Source organism: Stenotrophomonas sp. SMYL41 (genome assembly GCF_036319965.1).
Classification (GTDB): domain Bacteria; phylum Pseudomonadota; class Gammaproteobacteria; order Xanthomonadales; family Xanthomonadaceae; genus Stenotrophomonas; species Stenotrophomonas maltophilia_R.
This window is the reverse complement of record NZ_JAWIRX010000003.1, coordinates 283,678-307,956: the sequence shown is the minus strand read 5'-3', so window position 1 is coordinate 307,956 and position 24,279 is coordinate 283,678. Positions and strand designations below refer to the sequence as shown.

21 protein-coding genes are annotated in these 24,279 nt (G+C 67.1%); 12 read left to right on the top strand and 9 right to left on the bottom strand.

The annotated features are described in order from the left end of the window. Positions 1-12 precede the first annotated feature (12 nt). On the bottom strand, positions 13-1,107 hold the full coding sequence (locus V3B30_RS05545; protein ID WP_262082943.1) for a dipeptide epimerase: 1,095 nt from the start codon (positions 1,105-1,107) through the stop codon (positions 13-15). Further along, positions 1,108-2,544 carry an SH3 domain-containing protein gene (locus tag V3B30_RS05540; RefSeq protein ID WP_262082944.1) on the bottom strand — a complete coding sequence of 479 codons (1,437 nt, stop codon included), beginning with the start codon at positions 2,542-2,544 and terminating at the stop codon, positions 1,108-1,110. A 132-nt stretch (positions 2,545-2,676) separates the two neighbouring features. Here V3B30_RS05540 and V3B30_RS05535 point away from each other — a divergent pair, with 132 nt between their 5' ends. The 9 genes from V3B30_RS05535 (at position 2,677) to V3B30_RS05495 (ending at position 13,547) form a co-directional block, all read left to right on the top strand. Beyond that, positions 2,677-4,167, top strand: coding sequence for a transglutaminase-like domain-containing protein (locus tag V3B30_RS05535; protein ID WP_262082945.1), 1,491 nt, complete (start codon positions 2,677-2,679; stop codon positions 4,165-4,167). Between the two features lie 51 nt (positions 4,168-4,218). Continuing rightward, the gene (locus V3B30_RS05530) at positions 4,219-7,218 is read left to right on the top strand and encodes a TonB-dependent receptor (protein ID WP_262082946.1); all 3,000 of its coding nucleotides are present in this window, start codon (positions 4,219-4,221) and stop codon (positions 7,216-7,218) included. After that, the gene (locus V3B30_RS05525; RefSeq protein WP_262082948.1) at positions 7,206-8,792 is read left to right on the top strand and encodes a serine hydrolase; all 1,587 of its coding nucleotides are present in this window, start codon (positions 7,206-7,208) and stop codon (positions 8,790-8,792) included. Before V3B30_RS05530 ends, V3B30_RS05525 begins: the two co-directional genes overlap by 13 nt. Next, the gene (locus V3B30_RS05520; RefSeq protein WP_262082949.1) at positions 8,725-9,438 is read left to right on the top strand and encodes a M15 family metallopeptidase; all 714 of its coding nucleotides are present in this window, start codon (positions 8,725-8,727) and stop codon (positions 9,436-9,438) included. The genes V3B30_RS05525 and V3B30_RS05520 overlap by 68 nt, the downstream gene beginning before the upstream one ends. Before the next feature lie 210 nt (positions 9,439-9,648). Next, complete coding sequence (locus V3B30_RS05515; protein WP_262082950.1) at positions 9,649-10,020, top strand: hypothetical protein; 372 nt, start codon at positions 9,649-9,651, stop codon at positions 10,018-10,020. A 233-nt stretch (positions 10,021-10,253) separates the two neighbouring features. Next, positions 10,254-10,664, top strand: a complete 411-nt coding sequence (locus tag V3B30_RS05510) for an EF-hand domain-containing protein (protein ID WP_087921311.1) — start codon at positions 10,254-10,256, stop codon at positions 10,662-10,664. Positions 10,665-10,759: 95 nt separating this feature from the next. Then, the gene (locus tag V3B30_RS05505) at positions 10,760-11,512 is read left to right on the top strand and encodes an HAD family hydrolase (protein ID WP_262082952.1); all 753 of its coding nucleotides are present in this window, start codon (positions 10,760-10,762) and stop codon (positions 11,510-11,512) included. 31 nt (positions 11,513-11,543) lie between these two features. Further along, positions 11,544-12,032: a hypothetical protein gene (locus V3B30_RS05500; protein ID WP_262082953.1), complete on the top strand. Its 489-nt coding sequence runs from the start codon at positions 11,544-11,546 to the stop codon at positions 12,030-12,032. Positions 12,033-12,182: 150 nt separating this feature from the next. Further along, positions 12,183-13,547: a VOC family protein gene (locus tag V3B30_RS05495; protein WP_262082954.1), complete on the top strand. Its 1,365-nt coding sequence runs from the start codon at positions 12,183-12,185 to the stop codon at positions 13,545-13,547. A gap of 117 nt (positions 13,548-13,664) precedes the next feature. Here V3B30_RS05495 and V3B30_RS05490 read toward each other — a convergent pair whose 3' ends face one another. Continuing rightward, positions 13,665-15,179, bottom strand: coding sequence for an acetyl-CoA hydrolase/transferase family protein (locus V3B30_RS05490; protein ID WP_262082955.1), 1,515 nt, complete (start codon positions 15,177-15,179; stop codon positions 13,665-13,667). A 374-nt stretch (positions 15,180-15,553) separates the two neighbouring features. On the opposite strand from V3B30_RS05490, the gene glnE reads away from it, so the two are divergent. Beyond that, the gene (glnE, locus tag V3B30_RS05485; RefSeq protein ID WP_262082956.1) at positions 15,554-18,349 is read left to right on the top strand and encodes a bifunctional [glutamate--ammonia ligase]-adenylyl-L-tyrosine phosphorylase/[glutamate--ammonia-ligase] adenylyltransferase; all 2,796 of its coding nucleotides are present in this window, start codon (positions 15,554-15,556) and stop codon (positions 18,347-18,349) included. Between the two features lie 462 nt (positions 18,350-18,811). Here the strand turns inward: glnE and V3B30_RS05480 are convergent, their stop codons facing one another. From V3B30_RS05480 to V3B30_RS05455, 6 genes are all read right to left on the bottom strand, one after another. Then, entirely contained in the window at positions 18,812-19,372 is a 561-nt protein-coding gene (locus V3B30_RS05480) for a queuosine precursor transporter (protein WP_087921316.1), read from the bottom strand. 75 nt (positions 19,373-19,447) lie between these two features. Next, positions 19,448-19,963 carry a hypothetical protein gene (locus V3B30_RS05475; protein WP_262082957.1) on the bottom strand — a complete coding sequence of 172 codons (516 nt, stop codon included), beginning with the start codon at positions 19,961-19,963 and terminating at the stop codon, positions 19,448-19,450. A 32-nt stretch (positions 19,964-19,995) separates the two neighbouring features. Further along, positions 19,996-20,499 (bottom strand): hypothetical protein, encoded by a 504-nt coding sequence (locus V3B30_RS05470; RefSeq protein ID WP_262082958.1) that lies wholly within the window; start codon positions 20,497-20,499, stop codon positions 19,996-19,998. Between the two features lie 19 nt (positions 20,500-20,518). Beyond that, the gene (locus tag V3B30_RS05465) at positions 20,519-21,370 is read right to left on the bottom strand and encodes a DUF2145 domain-containing protein (protein WP_262082960.1); all 852 of its coding nucleotides are present in this window, start codon (positions 21,368-21,370) and stop codon (positions 20,519-20,521) included. 48 nt (positions 21,371-21,418) lie between these two features. Then, complete coding sequence (locus V3B30_RS05460; RefSeq protein ID WP_046984459.1) at positions 21,419-21,649, bottom strand: hypothetical protein; 231 nt, start codon at positions 21,647-21,649, stop codon at positions 21,419-21,421. Positions 21,650-21,753: 104 nt separating this feature from the next. Then, positions 21,754-22,713 carry a mitochondrial fission ELM1 family protein gene (locus tag V3B30_RS05455; RefSeq protein WP_262082961.1) on the bottom strand — a complete coding sequence of 320 codons (960 nt, stop codon included), beginning with the start codon at positions 22,711-22,713 and terminating at the stop codon, positions 21,754-21,756. 125 nt (positions 22,714-22,838) lie between these two features. Here V3B30_RS05455 and V3B30_RS05450 point away from each other — a divergent pair, with 125 nt between their 5' ends. Next, positions 22,839-23,429 (top strand): malonic semialdehyde reductase, encoded by a 591-nt coding sequence (locus V3B30_RS05450; RefSeq protein ID WP_100471086.1) that lies wholly within the window; start codon positions 22,839-22,841, stop codon positions 23,427-23,429. Between the two features lie 75 nt (positions 23,430-23,504). Further along, positions 23,505-24,212 carry a YceI family protein gene (locus V3B30_RS05445; RefSeq protein ID WP_005415047.1) on the top strand — a complete coding sequence of 236 codons (708 nt, stop codon included), beginning with the start codon at positions 23,505-23,507 and terminating at the stop codon, positions 24,210-24,212. Positions 24,213-24,279 lie beyond the last annotated feature (67 nt).

Below are 24,279 nucleotides of genomic sequence, written 5' to 3'. Positions count from 1 at the left end.
GCAAGGCGCGAATCAACCCAGCATCTCCAGCCCGCGCACTTCGGTGATGCCCAGCCCCGGCACCTCGCTGATGCTGATCTCCGACTCGTTGAACTGCACGCCACCGCTGACCGGGTCGAACTGGCCCAGCGAGGGGCCATCCAGGTCGACCTTGGTGATCACATCGCTCTTGGCCACCGCCAGGTGCACGGCCGCAGCCACGCTGATGCTGGACTCGATCATGCAGCCGATCATGCACGGCACGCCGTAGATGCCGGCGATGTCGGCAATGCGGATGGCGTTGGACAGGCCGCCAGTCTTCATCAGCTTGATGTTGATGATGTCGGCCGCGCGTTGCTGGATCAGGTCCATCACCTGGCTCGGGCTGAACACGCTTTCGTCGGCCATCACCGGCGTGTTGACGCGGTCGGTCACGTACTTCAGGCCACTGATGTCGGCGGCCTTCACCGGCTGCTCCAGCAGCTCGAGCACCACGCCCGCTTCCTCCAGCGTGCGCATGGCATGCACCGCCTGCTTGGCGGTCCAGCCCTGGTTGGCATCCAGCCGCAGCAGGGCGCGGCCTTCCACAGCAGCGTGGATCGCCTTGACCCGTTCGATGTCCAGGCCGATGTCCTTGCCGACCTTGATCTTCAGCGACTCGAAGCCGCGTTCGATCGCCGACAGCGAATCGGCCACCATCTTGTCGATGTAGTCCACGCTGATGGTGATGTCAGTGGTGATCACCGGGTCGCCGCCGCCCAGCATCTGGTACAGCGGCGCGCCATGCAGCTGTGCCCACAGGTCGTACAGCGCGATCTCCACCGCCGCCTTGGCGCTGGTGTTGCGCTCCATCGCGGTCTGCACCAGACCGCACAGGCGATTGAGGTTGGCCACGTCCTGGCCGATCAGGCGCGGCGCGATGAAGTGACGGATCGCCTCGATGATCGAGCCGTGGGTATCACCGGTGATCACCGCGGTGGCCGGCGCTTCGCCGTAGCCGGTGTGGCCGGTGTCGGTGCGGATCAGCACCACTACGTCTTCCACGGTTTCCACCGTGCGCAGGGCGGTCTTGAACGGTGTTTTCAGCGGCACGCGCAGCATGCCCAGTTCGATGGCAGTGATCTTCATTCAGGGGGTCTTGGCACGCAGGCGTTGGATGTTGGTGATGCGGTCGATGTAGCGGACGCTGTCGCTGGCCATCATCGGCTCCAGCGGGGTGACCGAAACACCATTGAGATGGGCCTGCACACGCTTGCCGTCAGCACCGAACCAGCTGCCGCCCGCCGTATCGTGGATCACCCAGGTGCGGCCGTCGACGTGGCCGATGGCCATCATCACGTGGCCGGGGATGTAGACCAGATCGCCCACCTGCAGATCGGTGACGGCGCGGTCGCGCACGGCCTTGCCGTCCTTGCCGGTGAACGGCACGCGGTCCAGCGCCGGGCTGACCGCCTGCGCGCTGGTATTGCGCGGCAGCAGCACGCCGAAGCTGCGGTAGATCTCGGAAACGAAACCGCTGCAGTCGCGGGTGTCGTAGTCGTGGCCCCAACCGTAGCGCTCGCCGAGGAACTTGAAGGCCTGCTGCAGCAGCAGGCGTGGGGTCAGCGGCAGATAGTCGGCGGCGGTGTCCTGCGAGCGCGGCAACAGCGCTGGTACCAGCTTCAATCGACCATCGGCCTCGCGTACCGGCAGCTGCACCACCCACGACGCATGCGCCTGCTGGCCGTTCACCGGCTCTGACGCCGGCCAGTCGGCCAGCACCGGCAAGCGCACGCCCATGTCCAGCTGCAGGCGCGAGACGCGCGGTTCTTCCGGGGTGTAGGCAGTCTGCGCGGTGGCGCCGGTGATGATCCGGTAAGGTCCCTTCGCGCCGTAGCCGAGCACCGTGGCCCTGTCGCCGCTGGCGATGGCATCGGCCTCGATCCATGCGCTGTAGCGCTCGCTGTGCACGAACAGCCAGCGGCCGTCGGCGCTGCGATGGACCACGGCAACCTTGTCGCCGGGGAACAGCGCCGATTCCTGGAAGCGATCGATGTCGGTGTCGCCAATGCTGCTGAAGACGCGCTCGCGGGTGGGGAAGGTGCGCAGCGCCGCGCGCTTCACCACCAGCCCATATTGCGGTGTCGTCTGCGCGGGAATGGACTGCAGGCCCAGATTGGCTTCAGTCGCGCTGCGCAGTGCCGGCGCAATGGCCTGGCCCTTGTCGTTGTACAGGGTGCGGGTGGGCCAGCTCGACAGCGAGATGATGCTGGCACGCACCGCCGCCGCATCAAGTTGGGCTGGCAATGCGGCGATGTCCTGGATGTGGCTGTCCTGTGCCCGCATCCGCGCGTTCTGTGCCTCGATCTGGCTGCGGTCCAGGATCGGCGCATCGGCGTTGTCCAGGCGCGCGGCCCAGTACTGCGGGGTGAGGTAGGCCTCGTGCAGGCCGATCACATAGGGCAGCGGCGCGCCCGGGTCGGGCGGCGGGGCCGCCTGTGCAAAGGCCGGTGCGGCCAGCAGGCACAGGGCCAGGGTCAAGCGGCGTGGCCAATGCCGATGCCGTTCGCGGGAAGCCAGGATCATGCGCTGCACACCCTCCTCGAATGCCTGTTGGAATATTTATTCCTTTTGGCATAAAAATCAAGAATAAATTATTGACCGGCATCCCGGCCCGTGTTACACAGCCGTTACCACCCGCGCTGGGGAAGTGTCGCTGTGGATCCTGCCGTTCGCAAACTGCGTCTGCCTGCTGCTGCCGGCCTGAGTGCCGCGCTGCTGCTGTGCGCGTGGTCGGCGGGAGCGGAGCCGCCACCCTCGGCCATCCAGTTCGCGCGCGTCGTGCAGATGATCGACGCGGGACGGTTCTTTGAAGCTCACAGCGAATTGAACACCTGGTCGGCCGCCGACGCGGCGGAGCCTGGCGTCAGTTTCGACGACATCGCGTTCCAGGAAGAACGCATGCGGCGCATCCGCCTGGATTTTTCCCTCGACGAAACTGCCGCCAAGTCTGCCGTGCGCCGCTGGATTCCGGACCTGACCGACGAGGAATTCGCGCGGTGGGATCAGCTTGGCCTGATTGAGCATCTCGACATCGATGGCACGCGTTGGTATTTCAAGCGCGCACCGTCGAACTTGTTCCTGCTCAGCGATGAGGCACGCGCACGCCGCCGCGCGGATGCACCGATGTCGCCGCCGGGCCCGAACGAGGTGCTCAACGCGCACCACGCGCGCGTGCTTGCCGCAGCGGAACAAAGTGGCCGAGCGTCGGTACTGCCGCAGCGCATTGAATTCACCCAGTCGCTCACGGTGAAAGCTGATGCGGTGCCGGCCGGCGAGACCGTACGCGCCTGGATTCCTTACCCGCGCGAGATACCCGGCCAGCAGGAGCAGGTGCAGTGGCTGGGCAGCACCCCGGGCAAGGCGCGCGTGGCGCCAGCCAGCACCCTGCAGCGCACGGCCTATCTGGAAGGCAAGGCGGTGGCTGGGCAGCCGACGCGCTTCGAGGTCCGCTACGCGGTCACGATCCTGGCCCGGCATACCGCGATCGATCTGGCCAAGGTGCAGCCGACACCGGCCGATCCGGCGCTGAAACCCTACCTGGCCGAGCAGCTGCCGCACGTGCGTTTCACGCCGGCGCTGAAGCTGTTCTCCGACCAGGTGCTGCAGGGGGAAACCCGCCCGTATGAAGTCGTGCGCAAGCTGTTTGCTGCCGTGGATCGCATTCCATGGGCCGGTGCGCGCGAATACTCCACGATCAGCAACATCAGCGATTACGCGCTGCGTGCCGGACATGCCGACTGCGGCCAGCAGACGCTGTTGCTGATCGCGCTGCTGCGCATGAACGGCATTCCCGCGCGCTGGCAGTCGGGCATGGTGTTCTCCGACGATGGCAGCGGCTACAACAACCTGCATGACTGGGGGCAGGTCTACCTGGCGCCGTATGGCTGGCTGCCGATGGATGTGACCACCGGCGCGCTGGCCAGCGACGTGCCTGCCCTGCGCGACTTCTACCTGGGTGGCCTCGACGGCTACCGCATCGCCTTCAACGACGATTTCGGCCAGCGCTTCGCGCCGGCCAAGCAGCACTTCCGCTCGGAAACGGTCGACTCGCAGCGCGGCGAGGCCGAGTGGGCAGGCGGCAACCTGTACTTCGACCAATGGAGCTACGACTTCCAGTGGCGGGTACTGCCAGCCGGGCAACGCTAGCGCGACACATCGCATTCCACACCATTCAATTCTTGCAGGAGAGAGCAGGGGATGAAGGCTTACAGCATCAAGCGGGCGGCGTTGTGCGTCGCCCTTGGGGCGTGTCTGGGCGTGATCGCGCCCAGCGCATTCGCACAGGACGGTTCGGTGGTTGGCCGGCTGGTGAGCGAGGCCGGGCAGGTGCCGGCTGGTGCCACGGTGACCGTACGCAACCCCGCCACAGGCTTTGTCCGATCGGTGCAGGCCGACGCCAACGGCAGCTACCGCATTCCGTTGCTGCCGGTAGGCACCTACGAGATGGAGGTCTGCTTGCCGGGGGGGGCCGCCAGCCGTGTTGGCCAGGTGACCGTCAGCCTCGGCAGCGCGACCACGGTGAACGTGCCGCTCGGCGCGGTCAGCACGCTGGGCACGGTCGAAGTGCGGGCACCGCAGGTGGTGTCGATGGTCGATGTGAAGTCCACCGAGTCGGCCACCAACATCACCCGCGAGGAACTCTCGCGCCTGCCGGTGGACCGTGACATCACCGCCGTGGCGCTGCTGGCGCCGGGAGCGGTGAAGGGCAAGGGGTCGCTGGGCGGGCAGGGCATTTCCTTCGGCGGTTCGTCGGTGGCCGAGAACACGGTCTACATCAATGGCCTGAACGTCACCGACTTCTACAACCGTGTCGGCTTCTCATCGGTGCCGTTCTCGTTCTACCAGGAGTTCCAGGTCAAGACCGGCGGCTACTCGGTGGAGTTCGGGCGCAGCACCGGCGGTGTCATCAACGCCGTCACCCGTTCGGGCAGCAATGATTTCAAGGCGGGAGCCGAGCTGGTGTTCGAGCCGCGTGCGTGGCAGTCGCAGGCGCGCGACCGCTACGACGGCAGCGGTAGCCGCTACATCACCGCCAGCCGCGACGACTACAGTCGCAGTGCGCTGAACGTATTCGCGTCCGGTGCGCTGGTGCAGGACCGCTTGTTCTTCTTCGGCATGTACGAAGCCCGCGACTACCGCCCGACATCGACCAACGACGCTGGCACACGCCTGAGCCAGGGCAAGGCCGACGATCCGTTCTGGGGCGGCAAGATCGACTGGCAGATCACCGACAACCAGATGCTGTCGCTGTTCGGCTTCTCGGACAAGAGCAAGACGCTCACCGATGTCTACGATTACGACTACGCCACGGGACAGACTGTAGGTGAGCGCAGCAACCAGATCTACAACACGGTAGGCGGCAAGAACTGGTCCGGCACCTACAGCTGGCAGGTCAACAACGACCTGACCATGAAGCTGATGTATGGCGAGAACAAGCGCAACCGCCTGCAGAGCTCATTGATGGACGAGAACTGCAACCGTGTGTTCGACAACCGAACGGCCAGCCAGGGCGTGCCACCCTCGCTGCAGGGTGACCGCAGCTGCACCAGCAGCTCGCAGCTGGAATCCGCATTGGACACCCGCAAAGCCGCCCGCGCCGATTTCGAATGGACACTGGGCAACCACCTGCTGCGTTTCGGGATGGACCGCGAGGAAAACACCTCTGACTACAGCCGTGCCTACCCCGGCCCGGGCGGCCTGCGCTACGACATCTATGCGCGTACGCCGGGAAGCTCCCTCAACGGCGGCGTGGTGCCGGCCAGTGGCCTGGTGGCGCGTACGCGCCGTTATGAGGTGGAGGGCGCTTTCGAGACCATCAACTCGGCCTACTACCTGGAAGACAACTGGCAGGTGACGCCGAACCTGCTGTTGAACATGGGCGTGCGCCTGGAAGCCTTCGACAACAAGGGCGGCGATGGCAGCAGCTACATCAAGATCGATGACATGGTAGCGCCACGTCTCGGCTTCTCGTGGGACGTGCGCGGCGATGGCACCACCAAGGTGTTCGGCAACCTGGGGCGCTACTTCCTGCCGGTGGCGAACGTCATCAACATCAAGCAGGCCGGCGGCTTCCTCGACGAACGCACCTGGTATGAGTTCCTCGGCTATTCCGGCGCAGCCAACAACATCCCCAACCTGGGCGCGCAGATCGGACCGGTGGACAACTCGCAGGGCGATGGCAGCGTGCCGGACCTGCGCGCCGAAGTGAACCGCGACATGGACCCGGTCTACCAGGATGAAGCGATCCTGGGCTTCCAGCAGATGATCAACGAGGCCTGGTCGGTTGGCGCCAGCGTGACCTACCGCCGCCTGCACAACGCCATCGATGACATGAACATCACCGCCACCGGCCAATGCGGTGCCATCGACGGGGTGTGGATCATGGGCAACCCGGGCCGCACCAACACTGTCTGGGGCGACACCAACTGCGATGGCAGCAACGATGGCTGGATCAGCATCGACACGTCCAAGGAAGGCTGGGCGCTGTACGACGATGACGGCAACTACGTGGGCCAGCGCGGCTGGGTGAAACCCAAGCGCGACTACAAGGCGCTGGAGCTGCAGGTCGACCGTGCGTGGGATGGCAAGTGGGGCTTCAATGCGTCCTATACGCTGGCCTATGGGCGCGGCAACGCCGAAGGCCCGGTCAACTCCGATACCGACTTCGCCGATGCCGGCCGCACCGAGAACTTCGACAACCCGTGGGTCAACTACCGCGGTTATGGCTACCTGGCCAATGATCGCCGCCACCAGTTCAAGTTCCGCGGCAGCTACGCGCTGACCGAGAACCTGAGCGTGGCCGCAACCCTGGGCGTGCAGTCCGGCAGCCCGATCACCCGCTTCGGTGCCGGCAATCCGTTCGATGCGACCGATTTCCACAGCTACTACGTCTGTGTGTCCAACTGCCAGGCGACGGTGCCGTCCGAACGTGTGTTCGTACATTCGCCGCGCGGCGGTGATGGGCGCACGCCATGGACCTACGATCTGGATGTCAGCGTTTCCTACAAGGTGCCGATTCCCACTGACCTGCGCCTGAAGCTGGCGGTGTACAACGTGCTGAACCAGCAGCGCGTGGTGACCGTGGACCAGGATTACGAACCGCAGGACAGCATCGGCACGCCGAACCCGCTGTACCGCTACGGCACCGGCTTCCAGTCGCCGCGCTACGCGCAGCTGACCGTCACATGGGCCTACTGAAGCCAGCCCAGCACGCTCGACGCTGCCTCTGCGTGGCGGCGTTGGTGGTGTTCCCGGTTGCGGCGGCGCAGACGACCGCGACCGCCTCGATCGATGCCGATGTTGCGGCCGTGGTCCAGCACGAGCATCTGCCCGGGCTGGCCATGGCCGTGGTCGAACAGGGGAGGGTGGTCTACCAGCGCGCCGAAGGCGCGCGTGGTGATGGCGGCCGCATCGACGAGGACACGCTGTTCAAGATCGCCTCCAACAGCAAGGCGATGACGGCCGCGCTGCTGGCGCGGCTGGTGCAGCAGGGCAAGCTGCGCTGGGACGACCCTGTGCAGCGCCACCTGCCGGAGTTCCGCATGCATGACGCCTGGGTCGGCCAGCACATGCAGGTGCGCGACCTGCTGATCCACAACAGCGGCCTTGGCCTGGGCGCTGGCGACCTGATGCTGTGGCCGGAGCCGAACACGTTCACCCGTGCTGACATCATTGCCGGGTTGGCGCGCCTCAAGCCGGTCAGCAGCTTCCGCAGCCACTATGCCTACGACAACCTGATGTACGTGGTGGCCGGCGAAGTGGCCGCTGCGGCCGGTGGCAAACCGTACGACCAGTTGATGCGCGAGCAGGTGTTCGAACCACTCGGCATGGCACGCTGCCAGGTGGGGGCATGGCCGGTGAAGCGCGTGGGCAACGTGGCGCAGCCGCATGCCTGGCGTGGTGACCGCAATGAGGTGGTGAACGCCGACGGTGACATCAGCCCGGACCTGCCATCGATGGCGGCCGGCGGCATCCGCTGTTCGCTGCGTGACATGACACGCTGGATGCAGGTGCTGCTCGATCCCACGCTGGTGCCGGACTGGCTGCGCGGTGAACAGCGCCGCACGCTGTGGACCCTGCACATGCCGATGCCGTTGGGTGAACGCCAGCGGCGCTGGGACAACGCGCATTTCTACGGCTACGGCTACGGCTGGCGCGTGTCCGACATGGACGGGCAGTGGAAGGTGGCACACACCGGCACGCTGTCGGGCATGTACTCGTCGCTGACGCTGCTGCCCGACCGCAAGGTGGGTGTGGTGATATTGATCAACGGTGAAGGCGAGGACGCGCGCACCGCACTGATGCAGGCCGCGCTGAAGCGCTTCACCGCCCCCAATGATGCGCACCCAGCGATGGCATACCTGGCCGAACTGAAGGCTGACCAGGCAACGCGGGCGGCGACCGGCCATTCGCGGCCATCCACCGCTGCGGCGCAGGAGACGAGCCGCACGGATCTGCTACGCTGGCAGGGCCGTTACCGCGATCCGTGGCTGGGCCCGGCCTCACTGTGCCCGGGCGCGGACGGCCTGCACTTCAGCGTGGACAAGTCGCCCCGACTGCAGGCCACGGTGCTGCAGTTGCAGGGGCGTTGGCTGCTGCGCTGGGATACGCTGGGAGAAGACGCACAGGCCTGGCTGCAGCCCGGTGACGGTGCGCCGCCCTCTCTGGACCTGCGCGCCATCGACCCGGACATCGACTTCAGCTATGACTTCCAGGACCTGCATTTCACTCGTACTGGCGACTGCCCTGGCAGCGAGCGCCAGCGCCGCTGAGCCGCCGCGCGTTTCGCCGGCTACGGACGCGGCACGTGCAGGTCTGGTCGAGATCCGTTCGCTGTCGCCACGCATCGAGATGGATATCCGCTACGCCGGCGCCAACAACTTCACCGGCGCGCGCGTACCGGGCTACGAGGCGCCCTCGTGCTATCTGCTGGCGCCGGTGGCGAAGGCGCTGGCGCAGGTGGAACAGGACCTGCGCGCGGATGGGTTCGGCCTGCGGATCTACGACTGCTACCGGCCGGTGCGCTCGGTGCAGGCGTTCATGGCCTGGGTGAACGACCCGCGCGAGCGCTCGCGCAAGGCACTGCAGTACCCGGATCTGGAAAAGCCACGGCTGCTGGCCGACGGTTACATCGCCGAGCGCTCCGGCCACAGCCGCGGCGCCACGGTGGATCTGGGGCTGCTGGATTGCCGCAGCGGTGCATGCACGCCGTTGGACATGGGCACCGACTTTGATTTCTTTGGCCCGCGCGCGCATACGCAGACGAGTGGGTTGAGCGACGTGCAGCAGGCGAACCGCCAGCAGCTGGTGCGCGCGATGGCGCGCCGTGGTTTCGTCAATTATCCGCAGGAGTGGTGGCACTACACCCTGCAGCCCGAACCGGACCCGGGCACCGCATACGACGTCCCCGTGCGGTAGGGATATCGGCAGAGGGTCGCTGCTGTTGGTAGGTGTCGACCTTGGTCGACACGGTAGATCCACGCCATGCGTGGATGCTCTCCGTTCAATTCTGAAGATATTCGATTTCGATGGAGATTCATCCACGCATGGCGTGGATCTACCGTGGCTACCGGATCGGGTCCGGGGCAGATCCCTTACACTGGCCGCCTCTTCATCCCTGCCCACCCGATGAACCTTCCCCTGCACTTCGGCCTGCTCGGCACCCTGGAAGCGGGCGCCATCGCCCTGCTGGTCGGGCTGCTGGTGTACTTCCTGTGGTCTCGGCTGTGCCGGCTGCTGCACTGGACTGTGGGTCACGCGATCGGCTGGTCGTGTGTCATCGCCGTGATCATCTCCGCTGGCATCGATGCGTGGAAGCTGTTCTACATGGGCATCGTGCGTCTGGAGTCGCCGCTGTATGCGCGCCTGTTCCTCGCCACCATCCACGATCCGAACGAACTCGGCAGCCGCGTAGTGCTGGAAATTGCCGGTGCGCTCGCCGGTGTTGCCCTCGGCTGGGTGTTGTTCAGTTCGCGGTCAGCGGCTCAGAACGTCGACTGACGCAGGTTTTTCGTTGGTTGCCGGTTAAATCCGGCAGCGCTGAATGCGCATCTTATGACCTGCTCACTCGCTGCTAACCACCGCGCTAAAGCATGCGCGTAGGCGAGTGGTTAATCGTGCGTGTTGACGCCGGTCGCGGCCCAAAACCGATTCAGAAACACGGTGGCAGGGTAGGTGCCGTGCGGAAACAACAGGCCGCGCAACACCACCCAATTAGGTAGGAGACACCCCTGATGACTATTCGCAACCGCAAGCCCCTGATCGCCCTGATCGTCGCCGCTGGCAGCGTGCTGGCCATTCCGGCGATGGCCCAGTCGGCCAAGCAGCAGGCCGCGCAGGCACAGAACGAGGCCGCGCAGGCGCAGCAGTCGGCGGCACAGGCAGGGCAGGCGGCTGACCAGGCGACCAATGCGGCCGCGGCGGCATCGGCGCAGGCCAACGGCGGTGGCCAGACCTGGGCCAGCATCGATACCGATGGCAACGGCACCATCAGCAAGTCCGAGGCACAGGTGAACGCCGGCCTGGCCCAGGTGTTCGACCAGGCCGATACCAACAAGGACGGCGAGCTGAGCGCCGACGAGTACAAGGCCTACGTGGCCGCCCAGCAGGCCGGCGCGGGTGCCGGCGCGGCGCAGGGCCGTTGATCCAGGCCTGATTCGGGAAGACCGGTGCATGGGGACCCGGGCGGCTGCGGCCGCCCGGGTTTTTCTCGTCATGGCCGCCCCTGTATCCTTGGCCGATGAACACCCCCACGCCTGCGCCGTCGCGCGCCATCGGCCTGGTCGGTTTTGACGGTGACGATACGCTGTGGAAGAGCGAGGACTACTACCGCAAGGCCGAGCAGGATTATCTTGACCTGCTGTCGCGCTACGTCGACGTGCATGACACCCAGACCGCGCGCCACCTGCTGGAAGTGCAGCAGCGCCACCTGGGCACCTTTGGCTACGGCGTGAAGAGCATGACGCTGTCGATGATCGAGGCAGCCATCGACATCACCGGCCAGCGCATCGAGGCCAAGGACATCCAGCGCATCCTGGAGATCGGCCACGATACCCTGCGCCACCCGGTCGAGCTGATCGACGGCGTGCGCGAAGCGGTGGCGACCATCGCCGAGCACTATCCGGTGGTGCTGATCACCAAGGGCGACCTGTTCCACCAGGAAGCGAAGATCAAGATCGCCAACCTGGCCGAGCTGTTCCCGCGCATCGAGATCGTTTCCGAGAAGGATCCGGAAACCTACGCCCGCGTGCTGGCCGAATTCGACCTGCCGATGCAGCGCTTCGTGATGGTCGGCAACTCGCTGCGTTCGGACATCGAGCCGGTGGTCACCCTGGGCGGCTGGGGCGTGCATACCCCGTACGCGGTGACCTGGGCGCACGAGACCCAGCACGGCGTGGCCGACGACGAACCGCGCATGGTCACCGCTGATAGCGCCCACGATTGGCCGGCCGCACTGGCGGCGATCGAGGCCAAGGCCGCTGCGGCGGCCTGACAGGGCCCGGCAGCTGCGGCAGAATCGGGGCATGAATCTCCGACTGCGCGCGCTGTTGTTGTCCCTGCTGCTGGTCCCGGCCACCGTGCTGGCCCAGCAGACCGCCGAGCGTTCGGCGGCCTACGCGGTGGAAACCGGTGACAGCTGGGTCGATGCCCAGCTTCAGGACATCAACCACTACGCCGAGCGCTACCCCGACGCCTTCCTTGACGAGGTGTCGCGCTATGCCGAGGTGCCGCGCGGCTACATCAGCGCGCTGTTCACCACCCATGGCTGGCAGGCCGGGGATATCTACTTCGCCTGCTTCTGGGCCAAGGCCAGTGGCCAGACCTGCCGCGACAGCGTGCGCGCCTTCAGCCAGGACCCGGAGGGCGGCTGGGAAGCGGTGGTGAAGCGCATGCCCACCAAGCCGGACAACCTGCACTACCGCGCGGTGCGCCACGCCATCGTGGCCAGCTACCAGCACTGGGACCGGCCGATCACTCTGGATGCCACCCTGAAGCGCCAGCTCAAGCGGTAGTGCCGGCCGCTGCCTGATTCGGGTGGAGCAGTCCACAGGTCGCCCCCCTGCACAGGCCGGGCGCCATGTTGCTCTGCATATCGCCGCCGCCGCGCGCTCCGGCGACAATACGGGTCCGAGCTGTTCCCCGTTCCCGTAATCGAGTGACTGATGAGCGCCTCTTTCGTTTCGCCTGATGTGATCCGCCGCCTGTTCGCACAGGCCATGTCCCGCATGTACCGCACCGAAGTGCCGTTGTACGGCACGCTGGTGGAACTGGTGGAGCGGATCAACGCACAGGTGCTGGAGCAGGATCCGGCACTGGCCGCGCAGCTGCTGCGCAACGACGAGCGTGCGCGGCTGGATGAAGAGCGCCACGGCGCGATCCGCGTCGGCACCGTGCAGGAACTGGCGACGCTGCGCCGCCTGTTCGCGGTGATGGGCATGTACCCGGTAGGCTACTACGACCTGTCGGTGGCCGGCGTGCCGGTGCACTCCACCGCGTTCCGCCCGCTGACCGGCGCCGCGCTGGCGCAGAACCCGTTCCGCGTGTTCACCTCGCTGCTGCGCCTGGAGCTGATCGAAGACGAAGCGCTGCGTGCGGAATCGGCAACGATCCTTGCCCGCCGCCGTATCTTCACCGAGGGCGCGCTGGCGCTGATCGACCAGGCAGAGCGCGACGGCGGGCTGTCGCAGGCCGATGCCGAGCGCTTCGTCGATGAAGCACTGGAAACCTTCCGCTGGCACGGCGATGCCACGGTCGACCTGCCGACCTACCACGCGCTGCACAACGCGCATCGGCTGGTGGCCGACGTGGTCAGTTTCCGTGGCCCGCACATCAACCACCTGACCCCGCGCACGCTGGACATCGACGCGGCGCAGGCGGCGATGATCGAACACGGCATGGCGGCCAAGGCGGTGATCGAGGGCCCGCCGCGCCGTGCCTGCCCGATCCTGCTGCGCCAGACCAGCTTCAAGGCACTGGAAGAGGCGGTGCATTTCCCGGACGGCGAGGGCGGCGATGCCGGTACGCATACCGCGCGCTTCGGCGAGATCGAACAGCGTGGCCTTGCCCTGACCCCGAAGGGCCGCGCGCTGTACGACCAGCTGCTGTCGCAGGCACGGGATGCCGGTGGCGAAGGCAGCACCGGTGGCGACTACGGCCAGCGCCTGCAGGCGGTGTTCGCCAGCTTCCCGGATGATCATGACACGCTGCGCCAGGAAGGCCTGGGCTATTACCGCTACCAGCTGACCGACGCTGGCCGCGCCGCGCCGGAGCGCGTGGCCGACCTGCCGGCCGAAGTGCTGGTGGCCGCGGGCCTGGCCACCGCCGACCCGATCGTCTACGAGGATTTCCTGCCGGTCAGCGCTGCGGGCATCTTCCAGTCGAATCTGGGCGGCGAAGAACAGCGCGCCTATGCCGCGCACGCCAACCGCGAGGCCTTCGAGCAGGCGCTGGGCGTGGCGGTGAATGACGAGTTCGAGATCTACGAGCGGCTGCAGGCCGAATCGCTGGCGAGCCTGCGCACCGCGTGAAGGTGTCCGTACCTGGGGTCAGAGCCCTTTCCCATGGAAAGGGATCCGACCCCGACGTTGCGCATGACCGGGGTCAGATCCCTTTTCGGCAGAAAAGGGCTCTGACCCCCAACGCAGTCAGCCCTTCATCGTGCCGGTATCCAGCCAGCGCTGGTGCCACGACAGCGCTTCCGGCAGCAGGTGCGGGGTGTGCTTGCCGTAGCTTTCGTGGCTGGCGCGGTCGAAGTAGTCCTGCAGCTGCGGGCGGAAATCCGGGTGCGCGCAGTTGTCGATCAGCACCTGCGCGCGCTTGCGCGGGGTCAGGCCACGCAGGTCGGCCAGGCCCTGCTCGGTCACGATCACCGACACGTCGTGCTCGGTGTGGTCGACATGGCTGGCCATCGGCACGATCGCCGAGATGGTGCCGTTCTTCGCCGTGGACGGGCTCAGGAACGCCGACAGGAAACCGTTGCGGGCAAAGTCACCCGAACCGCCAATGCCGTTCATGATCCGCGTGCCCATCACGTGCGTCGAATTGACGTTGCCGTAGATGTCCACCTCGATCATGCCGTTCATGCCGATGCAGCCGAGGCGGCGCACCAGTTCCGGATGGTTGGAGATTTCCTGCGTGCGCATGATGATGCGTTCGCGGTAGAAATCGATGTGTTCCTTGAAGGTCTCGTTGGCCTGCGGGCTCAGCGCGAAGCCGGTGCACGAGGCGTAGCTCAGCACGCCGTCACGCAGCAGGTCGAGCATGCCGTCCTGGATCACCTCGGTGAACGCGGCCAGGTCGCGGAAACCGCTCTTGGCCAGGCCGGCCAGTACGGCATTGGGAATGTTGCCCACGCCCGACTGCAGCGGCAGCAGGTTCGGCGGCAGGCGGCCCTTCTTCACCTCGTGCTTGAGGAACTCGATCAGGTGCGAGGCGATCTGTTCGCTGGTCGCATCGATCGGGCTGAACGGGCTGTTGCGGTCCGGGCCGTTGGTGCGCACCACCGCCACGATTTTGTCCGGGTCGCAGCGCAGCGCGGTGTCGCCGATGCGGTCGTTGGCGTTCACCAGCGGAATCGGCTTGCGGTGCGGCGGCAGCGCGGTGCCGTAGTAGATGTCATGCATGCCGTCGACGCCGGCCGGCTGCCATTCGTTGACCTCGACGATCACCTTCCTGGCCAGGTCCAGCCAGGTCTTGTTGTTGCCCACCGAGGTGGAGGGCACCAGCGAGCCGTCCTCGCGAATGGCCGAGACTTCGATCACGGCGGTATCGATCTCGCCGTAGAAGCCGAACCACACGTGCTGGGCCACGTGGCTGAGGTGGATGTCGATGTAATCCAGCTTGCCCTCGTTGATGCGGTTGCGCGCATCCGGGTCGCTCTGGAAGGGCATGCGCATGGCGATGCCATCGGCCTTGGCCAGCGCGCCATCCAGCTCCGGCGCGGTGGAGGCGCCGGTCATCAGCTTGATCTGGAAGGGCTGGCCCTGGGCGTGCACCGCTTCGATGCGGCGGGCCAGTTCCACGGGGACGGCCTTGGGATACCCGGAGCCGGTAAAGCCGCTCATGGCCACGGTTTCACCGGGCTGGATCAGCGCGGCTGCGGCCTCTGCGGAGACCACGCGGTCACGGAGACGCGCGTTGGCGATGCGATCAACAGACATGACGACAGTGTTTCTGGGGGGAAACCCGATTATCGGCCATCCTCCTCCGTACGGGGGGTTCTACCTTCGTGGAATGGCTTTTCCCCGCAGGGGTCACCCATACCCACCGGTTTTGTTTTGCAGTGCAGCGTGCAAAGTGCTTTCGCAGCCCGCACGATGGCCCTGCATCCCGACGTGGGGGAGGGAGCAGAGCCCGCTGGCAGTTCGCTGCAAGCGGGCTTTTTTATTGCCTTCCACCCATTATGAATACGCGCGACACACCGGGTCGGATCCTTTTGCCACGGGCAAAAGGCTTTGACCCGCGCAGTGCCAGCAATCTGGGGTCGGCGCCCTTCGCCGTTGGCAAAGGGATCCGACCCCGCGAGAATCGAGGCATGACCCTCGCTCCCGCTGAACTGCCCGCGTCCCTGCAGCCCCTTGTCGACCGCGCCCTGGCGCGCCTGGCCCAGGTCCTGCCCGAGCCCGTCCCGGCTGATCTGTTGCCGCTGCTGACCCGGCTGGCGGTGGCCAGCGACTTCGCGCTGGACACCCTGGTGCGGCAACCCGCGCTGCTGGCGCAGCTGGCCGCGCCCGGTTGCCCGGCGATTCCGGCGCCAGTGCTCGATCCGCTGCAGCCCAGCGACTGGCCGGCGCAGATCCGGCGCTGGCGCACCGCCATGTCGACGCGGCTGATCTGGCGCGACCTGACCGGCCTGGACGACGTGGCGCAGACCCTGGCCGGCGCCACCGCCCTGGCCGAGGAGTGCCTGCGGCTGGCGCTGGAGGCCCTGCAGCAGGAATTCGCACAGCGTCACGGCGTGGTCCGCGATGGCGAAGGCACGCCGCAGCAGCTGGTGGTGTTCGGCCTGGGCAAGCTCGGCGGTGGCGAGCTCAACTTCAGTTCCGATGTGGACCTGGTCTACGCCTACCCGCACGGCGGCGAATCCGACGGCCCGCGTGCGCTGGCGGCCGAGGAATATTTCGCGCGCCTCGGCCAGCGCCTGGCCAAGCTGCTGGACGAAACCACCGTCGATGGCTTCAGCCACCGCGTCGACCTGCGCCTGCGCCCGTTCGGCAGCGCCGGCCGCGTTGCGCTGTCGTTCGCGGCGATGGACCAGTACTTCCAGCGCGAAGGCCGCGACTGGGAACGCTATGCCTGGCTGAAGGCGCGCGCCGTGGCCGGCGATATCAAGGCCGGTGAAGCGTGGCTGCAGACCCTGCGCCCGTTCGTGTACCGCCGCTACCTGGATTTCACTGCGCTCGATGGCCTGCGCGAGATGAAGGCGGCGATCACCGCCGAAGTCGCGCGCCGCGAACTGCATGAGGACATCAAGCGCGGCGCCGGCGGCATCCGCGAAATCGAGTTCCTGTGCCAAGCGCTGCAGCTGATCCGCGGTGGCCGTGAGCCCGCGCTGCGCGAGCGCCGCCTGCTGGTGGCGCTGGACGCGCTGGTGGCGGCCGGGCAGATCGCGCCGGAGGATGGCAGCGCACTGCGCGAGGCCTACCTGTTCCTGCGCCGGTTGGAAAACCGCCTGCAGATGCTGCGTGATGCGCAGACGCATGTGTTGCCCAGTGATGCGCTGGACCGTGAACGCATCGCCGTCGGTCTGGGCTATCCCGACTGGGATGTGCTGCGCGCGGCGCTGGCCGTGCAGCAGCAGCGGGTCAGTACCGAATTCGCCGCGCTGCTGGCGCCGCGCAAGGGCCAGGCCGCGCCCGATGCACTGGCCAACTACTGGCGCAGCCTGCCCGAGGGCAGCAATGCGCCGCTGCTGGCCGAAGCCGGTTTCCTCGATGCCAATGGCGCCGACCAGTCGCTGCGCGATTTCGCGCAGGGCACCGGCGTGAAGTCATTGTCCGATGCCGCGCGTGCGCGGCTGGATCGCGTGCTGCCCGCGTTGCTGCATGCGGCAACGCGCTCGCCACAACCGGATGCCGCGCTCAAGCGCGTGCTTGGCCTGCTGCAGGCGGTGCTGCGCCGGACCAGCTATCTCGCGCTGCTGGACGAACAGCCCAGCGCACTAGCGCGGTTGGTGGACGTGCTGGCGCGCAGCGCACTGCTGGCCGAGCGCCTGGCTGCGTACCCGCTGCTGCTGGATGAGCTGCTGGACGTGCGCGTGTCCGGGCCGATGCCGGATGCCGCCGGCATGCTGGCCGAGTGCCAGCAGGTACTGGCGGTGGACGATCCCGAATCCGCGCTGCGTTGGCTCAACGAGACGCGGCTGGCGCTCAGCTTCCGCATGGCAATGGCCACGCTGGACGGCCGCCAGGGTGCAGTGGACAGCACGCGGCAACTGGCCGAGCTGGCGCAGGCGGTGGTGGTCACCGTGCTGGCGATGGCCGAGGCGGACATGCGCGCTGCGCACGGTGATATTCCCGGTGGACGTTTCGCGATCATCGGCTACGGCAGCCTCGGTGGGCTTGAACTGGGCTTCGGTTCCGACCTGGACCTGGTGTTCCTGCACGACAATCCGGCCGGCGTGGACGCCAGCGATGGTGCACGTCCGCTGGAGCCGGGGCGCTGGTATGCGCGCCTGGCGCAGAAGGTGATGGCGCTGCTCGGTGCAGTCACCGCTGCCGGGCGCCTGTACGACATCGACGTGCGCCTACGCCCGGACGGTGGCAAGGGGTCGCTGGTGTCTTCGCTGGCCAGTTACACCGAATACCAGCGCGAACGTGCGTGGACCTGGGAACACCAGGCGCTGGTGCGCGCGCGTGGCGTGGCCGGTGATGCCGGCCTGCTGGCCGACTTCGAGCAGGTGCGTGCGCAGACGCTGGGCCGCGAACGCGATGCCGGTGTGCTGTATGCCGACGTGTTGAAGATGCGTGGGCGCATGCGCACCGAACTGGACCGCAGCGATGCCGCGCGCCTGGACCTGAAGCAGGGCGCCGGTGGCGTGGTGGACCTGGAGTTCCTGCTGCAGACCGGTGTGCTGGCGCGCAGTGCACAGCACGCGGCGTTGCTGCAGCCACGCGATACGCCATCGTTGATCGATGCGTTGGCCGCTGTTGGTTTCCTGCCGGAAGACACCGCGCAGGCGTTGCATGGAGCGCATGCCACGCTGCTGGAGGTGGGCCTGGCCTGCACGCTCGACCGGCGCCCGCGGCTGGCCCCGACCACGCCGGCGATTGAAGAGGCGTGTGCGGTGATCACGGCGGCGTGCATCGCCGCGGAGCTGCCGTTCGCCTGAGTGCCGGTAGCAGCTTTTGGGTAGGTGCCGACCGTTGGTCGGCACAATCTTTCAGCGGCGATGAACTCTGATGGAGCGTGCCGACCAACGGTCGGCACCCACCAGATCATTGGCCCGGTGATGCCCCGCTGTTGGCAGCTACCGGATCAATGGCCCGGCGATGGTCTGCTATTGGTAGGTGCCGACCGTTGGTCGGCACAATCTGTCAGCAGCGATGAACTCTGAAGGAGCGTGCCGACCAGCGGTCGGCACCCACCAGATCATTGGCCCGGTGATGCCCCGCTGTTGGCAGCTACCGGATCAATGGCCCGGCGATGGTCTGCTATTGGTAGGTGCCGACCGTTGGTCGGCACAATCTTTCAGCGGCGATGAACTCTGATGGAGCGTGCCGACCAACGGTCGGCACCCACCGGGTTCAAGGTGTGTGCCAACCAAGGTCGGCACCTACCAGAGCGACAGCGGTCAGCTGGTGGCGCGCAGCGGCGCCATCTTCCACAGCAGCGCGCGGAACGGGGCCAGCAGGCACACGCCGATCGCCAGCTTCACCGCCAGGTCGCCGGCGGCCCAGCTCACCCACGGCAGGGTGGAACCGGCAAAGGCGATCGACCAGAAAATGGTGGTATCCACCGTCGCACTGCAGGTGGTGGCCACCATCGGTGCGCGCCACCAGCTACCACGGCGCAGGCGGTCGAACACGGTAATGTCCAGCAGCTGGGCCACGATGAACGCCGAGCACGAGGCAATGGCGATGCGCGGCGTCGCCACCCAGATCGACAGCAGCACCGCCACCGCGAAACCGATCCACGCCACACGGCGCGCCGGGCCAGGGCCGAAGCGGCGGTTGATCAGGTTGCTGACCAGGAACGCGACCGGATAGCTGAAGGCACCCCAGGTCAGCCAATCGTTGATCGGGTACTGCACCAGTACGTTGGACAGCAGCACCACCGCGCCCATGGCCAGCACCGCCAGCACCAGGGCGCGGGCGGTCAACGGGGCAAACACAGGGGCAGGACGCACGGACATGGCGAGCCAGGGGGACAAAGGGGATCGCCCATTATCCGCCCGGCCCGCAGCAAAGCCAAAACCGGTCGTTCAGCTTTACAGCGCTTCGCTCATCACGTCGCCAGCGGCATAGGCGGTCGGCACGTAGGCAAGGGCCTGGCCCTGTGCGCTCTTCACGGTCCAGCCGGCACCCGCGTCGGTCGGGTCGAAGCGCACCTGCTGGCCGACGACGAAACCGGCGATCGGGTCATCGCCTGCAGCCGCCGGCCATTGCAGCGTTGCGGTCTGGTCGGCCTTGCCGGGCACCTGCAGCTGCACCTGGCGATCACCGGCTGGGGTGGTGGCGACCTGCTTCACCTCCATCGGCGGCAGCGGTACCGCCGGCGTGCGTGCGGCGACCTTGCCGTTGCGCTCGCTGGCCTTGAACGGGGCCTTGGACAGCTCGGCCAGTCCCATCGACGTGGCCAACGGAATCGACAGCACGATCAGCGACGTGACCAGCACGCTGGTCTGGCCGCTGTTCAACTGCGGCGCAGCGCCGGCATGGACGGTGGGCACCAGCAGCGCGGAGAGCAGCAGGGCAGAAGCGGGAACGCGCAGGCAACGGAACATGCAGACCTCCTGGTCAGCGTGGGAACGGCGGCTCAGCGCCGGGTATCGAAAATGTCGCGCGGGCCGGTGGCCTCGGGCAGGTATTCCAGTGGGCGGCCCTGGTTGTCCTTCAGCTGCCAGCCCTGGTCGGCGCCGGTCGGCTCGAAGTTCACGGTCTGGCCCACGGTGAACTGCACGGCGGGGTCGCCGACGCCGCGCGGGTACTGCATCGACGCGGTGTTCTGCGGGTCGTTGGCATCGCGCAGCAGCACTTCGCGGCGGCCATCGACGGTGGTGGCGATTCCACTCACCTGCATCTGCGGCAGCTTGATCTGCTGCGGGCGGGCCAGCGGCTGGCCGGCGTCGGCCGCATCCTGGGCTTCCTTCGCCGCCGCCGCGCGGGCCGAGGCCACCATCTGCGTGGACATTTCCAGGCTCGGCCCCTGCGGGCCCGGGTCATGGATGATCACGATGCGGCGCTCGGCGTGGGCGGCCGATGACCAGGCCAGCGCGCTGACGATCAGCATCGATACCAGGGAGTTGTGCAGCAGGCGCATGTCGTTCTCCTTGCGTGATTCAGGGCGAGGCTGCGGCGGCACCGGCCACCGGCACGTGGGGGATCACCAGTTCCTGCTGCAGCTGGCTGCGCTGGTGCAGGAAATCGAACACCGATTCCACCGTCACCACCGAATAGTTGCCGGAGATGCGCTCGCCGGCCGGATGGTCGGTGGTGGTGGCGTTGGCCACGAACAGGCGCGCACCCACGCGCTTGCCGAGGCCGATATGCAGCACGCTGGGCTGGTACTTCTGCTGGCGCAGCCACTGCTGCGCCTGTTCGCGCTTGACGATGGCCGGCGCGCCTTCGGCCTGCGCCATTGCTGCGGCCAGCACCTCCAGCACCCACTGGTTGGAGTTCTGGTAGTCGGTGGCGAACGGGTAGGCGACCACGTTGTACTTCGCTTCGTGCAGCGCCTTGGGCTGGATCGAGGGCGGCACCAGCATCGCGCGCAGCGCCGCACGCAACGGCGCCGACGGCACGCCGATGCGCAGGTCGGTATGGCCACCGCTCTCGCCGACGAAGTTGCCCAGGCCCTCGTGGTACAGCTGCGAGCTGTCGGTCTTGCAGCGGTTGAGCAGGTGCATCGCGCGCCAGCGGCCGTCGTCCTCGCGCAGCAGGAAGGCCAGGTGGCTGTGGCGCAGGCCGTAGCGGCTCAGGTCCTGGCCACCGCGCGCGGCCACCACCACGTCCACGTCGGGCAGCGCGTCCAGGCGTTCGGCGGTGGTCCAGGCCACGTCCAGCATCGCTGCCTGCGACGCCACGCTCGGGTAACGTTCGCGGCACGCGGTGCTGTTGGCCCATGCCGGTGCGGTCGCCAGCAGGCTGGCAATCAGCAGCGCGGCGCGGGGCAGGCGAGAAAAACAATCCATGTCGGTACCTTCAACGGCGGGCAGGCCCGCGCGCCGATCATACGCTGCTCAGCGCAGCGGGCGATCCACGCCCTTGCGCTTGAGTTCCCTGTCGCAGGCGTCGCTGATCGGGGCGATCGGCAGCGGTGGGCGCTCGCCCGTCTTCGGATCGCGCAGCGCTGGCTGTTCGCGGTATGCATCCAGCTGCTGCTGGCATTGATACGAGATCGGATCCAGCTCGGTGGGCGTGGTGGAACAGGCAGCGAGCAGGGCCAGGGGCAGCAGGAGCAGGGTACGCATGAAGACGTTCAGCGTGATGGAGGAAGCTGGACTCTAACCGCGCAGCTGGATCGAAATGTTCAGAAATCGCTGGATGATCGGGACCTGCCGGCCAGCGGCCGGCACTACCGCAATGCCAGCCGCGCTTTCACTTCCGCCGCGATCCGCGCGGTTTCGCGCAGTGGCTCGATGCGGTCGTACTGCCAGTCCAGCCAGTGCGCCTGCAATCGCCCGCGCTCGCGCAGCTGTTGCTGGAAGCGTGCCAGCCGCCCCTGCACGGTATCGGCCAGCGCCACCATCACCGGCATGCGCGTGGCGCAGGCTTCAGAGAGCAGGTTCACCGAATCGGGCGAGACCACCACGCGGTTGGCCCAGCCGAGCAGGCCGCCATAGGGATTGGTGCCGTCGCCGCCATCGCCCCAGATCACGTGTGGCAGGTCGGCGAATTTCGCGCGCAGGATCTCGGCCAAGGCCGGTGGCGTGCGCCGCGAGGTGGTCGCCAGCAGGCTGCCGCCTTCGCTGCGGATCTGGTCGGCCAGTGCCTGGAACACGCCGACCATCGCCGTCTCGTCCCACGGTGCCAGCGGTGTCGGGCCGCCCACCAGCAGCGCGGTGCGCGGGCCGGGCAGGGTGCTGAAGCCGGCGAACGCGGCGCGGCCCCAGGCCAGCCAGTCGTCGTCCACCGGGTTGAGGCTGCCGAGCAGGGTCAGCACGTTGTTGCCGCGCAGGGCATCGTGTTCGGGCACCACCACTACATCCCAGTGACGCGCGCCGATGCGCGGGTCGAGGATCTGCACCACCTGGCTGCCACGTGCGCGCAGCACGCGCAGGGCGCCAGCGGCCTGTCGGCCACAACCGATCGCCAGCGCCGGGGCCTCGGCAGCCAGCGTCGCGAAGGCCTCGCCGTAGCCGTTCACATCACCAGGCAGGCGTCGCGGCGACAGCCAGCGCCAGGGCGCGCGTGGCTGCAGCAGCAGCGGCCGATGGGTGCCCTGGCGCAGCGCCGTGGCCAGCGCGACCGCCTGGCGGACATTGCCCGCACGGCCGTCCGTGACCGTCCAGGGCGCGCTCGATCGTTTCACCATTGGCATTAATTCGTTTCAGCCCTGCTGGGTGTTGCAACAGTCGCGACACTCTACACTGCGGCTCGTCGTTTCGCCCCGCGCCGCCCGCGGGCACTGACTTCCCTTCGCTGCCCTGGAGTTCACCGATGTCCCACGCGCTCGACGCTGCTGCCCTCGATCAGCTGTTCCGCACCGCCCGTACACAGAACGCCTTCCTCGACACGCCGGTCCCGGCCAGCCTGCTGCAGGAACTGTACGACCTGGTGAAGTGGGGCCCGACCGCGGCCAACACCACGCCGGCCCGCTTCGTCTTCGTCACCTCGAAGGAAGCCAAGGACAAGCTGGCCCCGGCCCTGTCCGAAGGCAACCTGGCCAAGACCATGGCCGCCCCGGTTACCGCCATCATCGGTTTCGACCTGGACTTCCACGAGAAGCTGCCGTACCTGTTCCCGCATACCGATGCCAAGGCCTGGTTCGACGGCCCGCAGGAAGGCCGCCACGAAGCCGCCATCCGCAACGGCAGCCTGCAGGGTGCGTACCTGATCCTGGCCGCGCGCGCGCTGGGGCTGGATGCCGGCCCGATGTCCGGCTTCGATGCGGCCAAGGTGGACGAAGCCTTCTTCGCCGGCACCTCCATCAAGTCGAATTTCCTGGTCAACCTGGGTTACGGTGACCCGGCGGGCCTGTTCCCGCGTCTGCCGCGCCTGTCGTTCGACGAAGCGGCGCGCATCGCGTAAGTCGCTGTATCGATTCCGGGCCGCCCCCTTGGCGGTCCCTGCTGTACCCACCCTACGATCCGGAGAGTTCCTGAGATGAGCGCCACCCGTAAACTGCTGCTGCCGCTGGCCCTGACCCTGGCCATCGCCGCCTGCTCCAAGCCGGCTGACACCGCTGCCCCGGCTGCCGATGCCGCCGCCCCGGCCACCACCGAGCAGGCTGCCACCCCGGCTGCCGATGCCGCCGCCGCTGCGCCGGCCGCCGAAGCGATCAAGATCGCCTCGGGCACCTACAAGCTGGACCCGAGCCACACCGACGTGCTGGCGCAGTGGAGCCACTTCGGCTTCTCCAACCCGAGCGCGCACTTCGGCAACGTCGAAGGCACCCTGGTGTACAACGCCGAAGACGTGACCAAGTCCACCGTGGAAGTGAAGCTGCCGCTGAGCGGCCTGAACAGCTTCACCGCCAAGTTCGACGAGCACCTGAAGAGCGCCGACTTCTTCGACGCCGCCAAGTTCGCCGATGCCACCTTCAAGAGCACCAAGGTGGAAGCGGCCGGCACCAACAAGCTGACCGTCACCGGTGACCTGACCATCAAGGGCATCACCAAGCCGGTCACCCTGGACGTCACCGTCAACGGCGGCGGCGAGCACCCGATGGCCAAGGTTCCGGCCGCCGGCTTCGATGCCACCACCACCCTGAAGCGCAGCGATTTCGGCGTCGGCGCGTATGCCCCGAACGTCAGCGATGAAGTGAAGATCCGCATCACCACCGAAGCCACCGGCGAAAAGCCGGCCGCTTGATGCACCCAACTCACTCGTCGTGAGAAGGCAGAAGGCCCGCTGAAAAGCGGGCCTTCTTTTTGGGTGC

Bases quoted from the DNA above. Each gene is read 5' to 3' on its own strand.
- V3B30_RS05545 (WP_262082943.1), bottom strand. From the start codon at position 1,107: ATGAAGATCACTGCCATCGAACTGGGCATGCTGCGCGTGCCGCTGAAA.
- V3B30_RS05540 (WP_262082944.1), bottom strand. From the start codon at position 2,544: ATGATCCTGGCTTCCCGCGAACGGCATCGGCATTGGCCACGCCGCTTG.
- V3B30_RS05530 (WP_262082946.1), top strand. From the start codon at position 4,219: ATGAAGGCTTACAGCATCAAGCGGGCGGCGTTGTGCGTCGCCCTTGGG.
- V3B30_RS05525 (WP_262082948.1), top strand. From the start codon at position 7,206: ATGGGCCTACTGAAGCCAGCCCAGCACGCTCGACGCTGCCTCTGCGTG.
- V3B30_RS05520 (WP_262082949.1), top strand. From the start codon at position 8,725: ATGACTTCCAGGACCTGCATTTCACTCGTACTGGCGACTGCCCTGGCA.
- V3B30_RS05515 (WP_262082950.1), top strand. From the start codon at position 9,649: ATGAACCTTCCCCTGCACTTCGGCCTGCTCGGCACCCTGGAAGCGGGC.
- V3B30_RS05510 (WP_087921311.1), top strand. From the start codon at position 10,254: ATGACTATTCGCAACCGCAAGCCCCTGATCGCCCTGATCGTCGCCGCT.
- V3B30_RS05505 (WP_262082952.1), top strand. From the start codon at position 10,760: ATGAACACCCCCACGCCTGCGCCGTCGCGCGCCATCGGCCTGGTCGGT.
- V3B30_RS05500 (WP_262082953.1), top strand. From the start codon at position 11,544: ATGAATCTCCGACTGCGCGCGCTGTTGTTGTCCCTGCTGCTGGTCCCG.
- V3B30_RS05495 (WP_262082954.1), top strand. From the start codon at position 12,183: ATGAGCGCCTCTTTCGTTTCGCCTGATGTGATCCGCCGCCTGTTCGCA.
- V3B30_RS05490 (WP_262082955.1), bottom strand. From the start codon at position 15,179: ATGTCTGTTGATCGCATCGCCAACGCGCGTCTCCGTGACCGCGTGGTC.
- glnE (WP_262082956.1), top strand. From the start codon at position 15,554: ATGACCCTCGCTCCCGCTGAACTGCCCGCGTCCCTGCAGCCCCTTGTC.
- V3B30_RS05480 (WP_087921316.1), bottom strand. From the start codon at position 19,372: ATGTCCGTGCGTCCTGCCCCTGTGTTTGCCCCGTTGACCGCCCGCGCC.
- V3B30_RS05475 (WP_262082957.1), bottom strand. From the start codon at position 19,963: ATGTTCCGTTGCCTGCGCGTTCCCGCTTCTGCCCTGCTGCTCTCCGCG.
- V3B30_RS05470 (WP_262082958.1), bottom strand. From the start codon at position 20,499: ATGCGCCTGCTGCACAACTCCCTGGTATCGATGCTGATCGTCAGCGCG.
- V3B30_RS05465 (WP_262082960.1), bottom strand. From the start codon at position 21,370: ATGGATTGTTTTTCTCGCCTGCCCCGCGCCGCGCTGCTGATTGCCAGC.
- V3B30_RS05460 (WP_046984459.1), bottom strand. From the start codon at position 21,649: ATGCGTACCCTGCTCCTGCTGCCCCTGGCCCTGCTCGCTGCCTGTTCC.
- V3B30_RS05455 (WP_262082961.1), bottom strand. From the start codon at position 22,713: ATGGTGAAACGATCGAGCGCGCCCTGGACGGTCACGGACGGCCGTGCG.
- V3B30_RS05450 (WP_100471086.1), top strand. From the start codon at position 22,839: ATGTCCCACGCGCTCGACGCTGCTGCCCTCGATCAGCTGTTCCGCACC.
- V3B30_RS05445 (WP_005415047.1), top strand. From the start codon at position 23,505: ATGAGCGCCACCCGTAAACTGCTGCTGCCGCTGGCCCTGACCCTGGCC.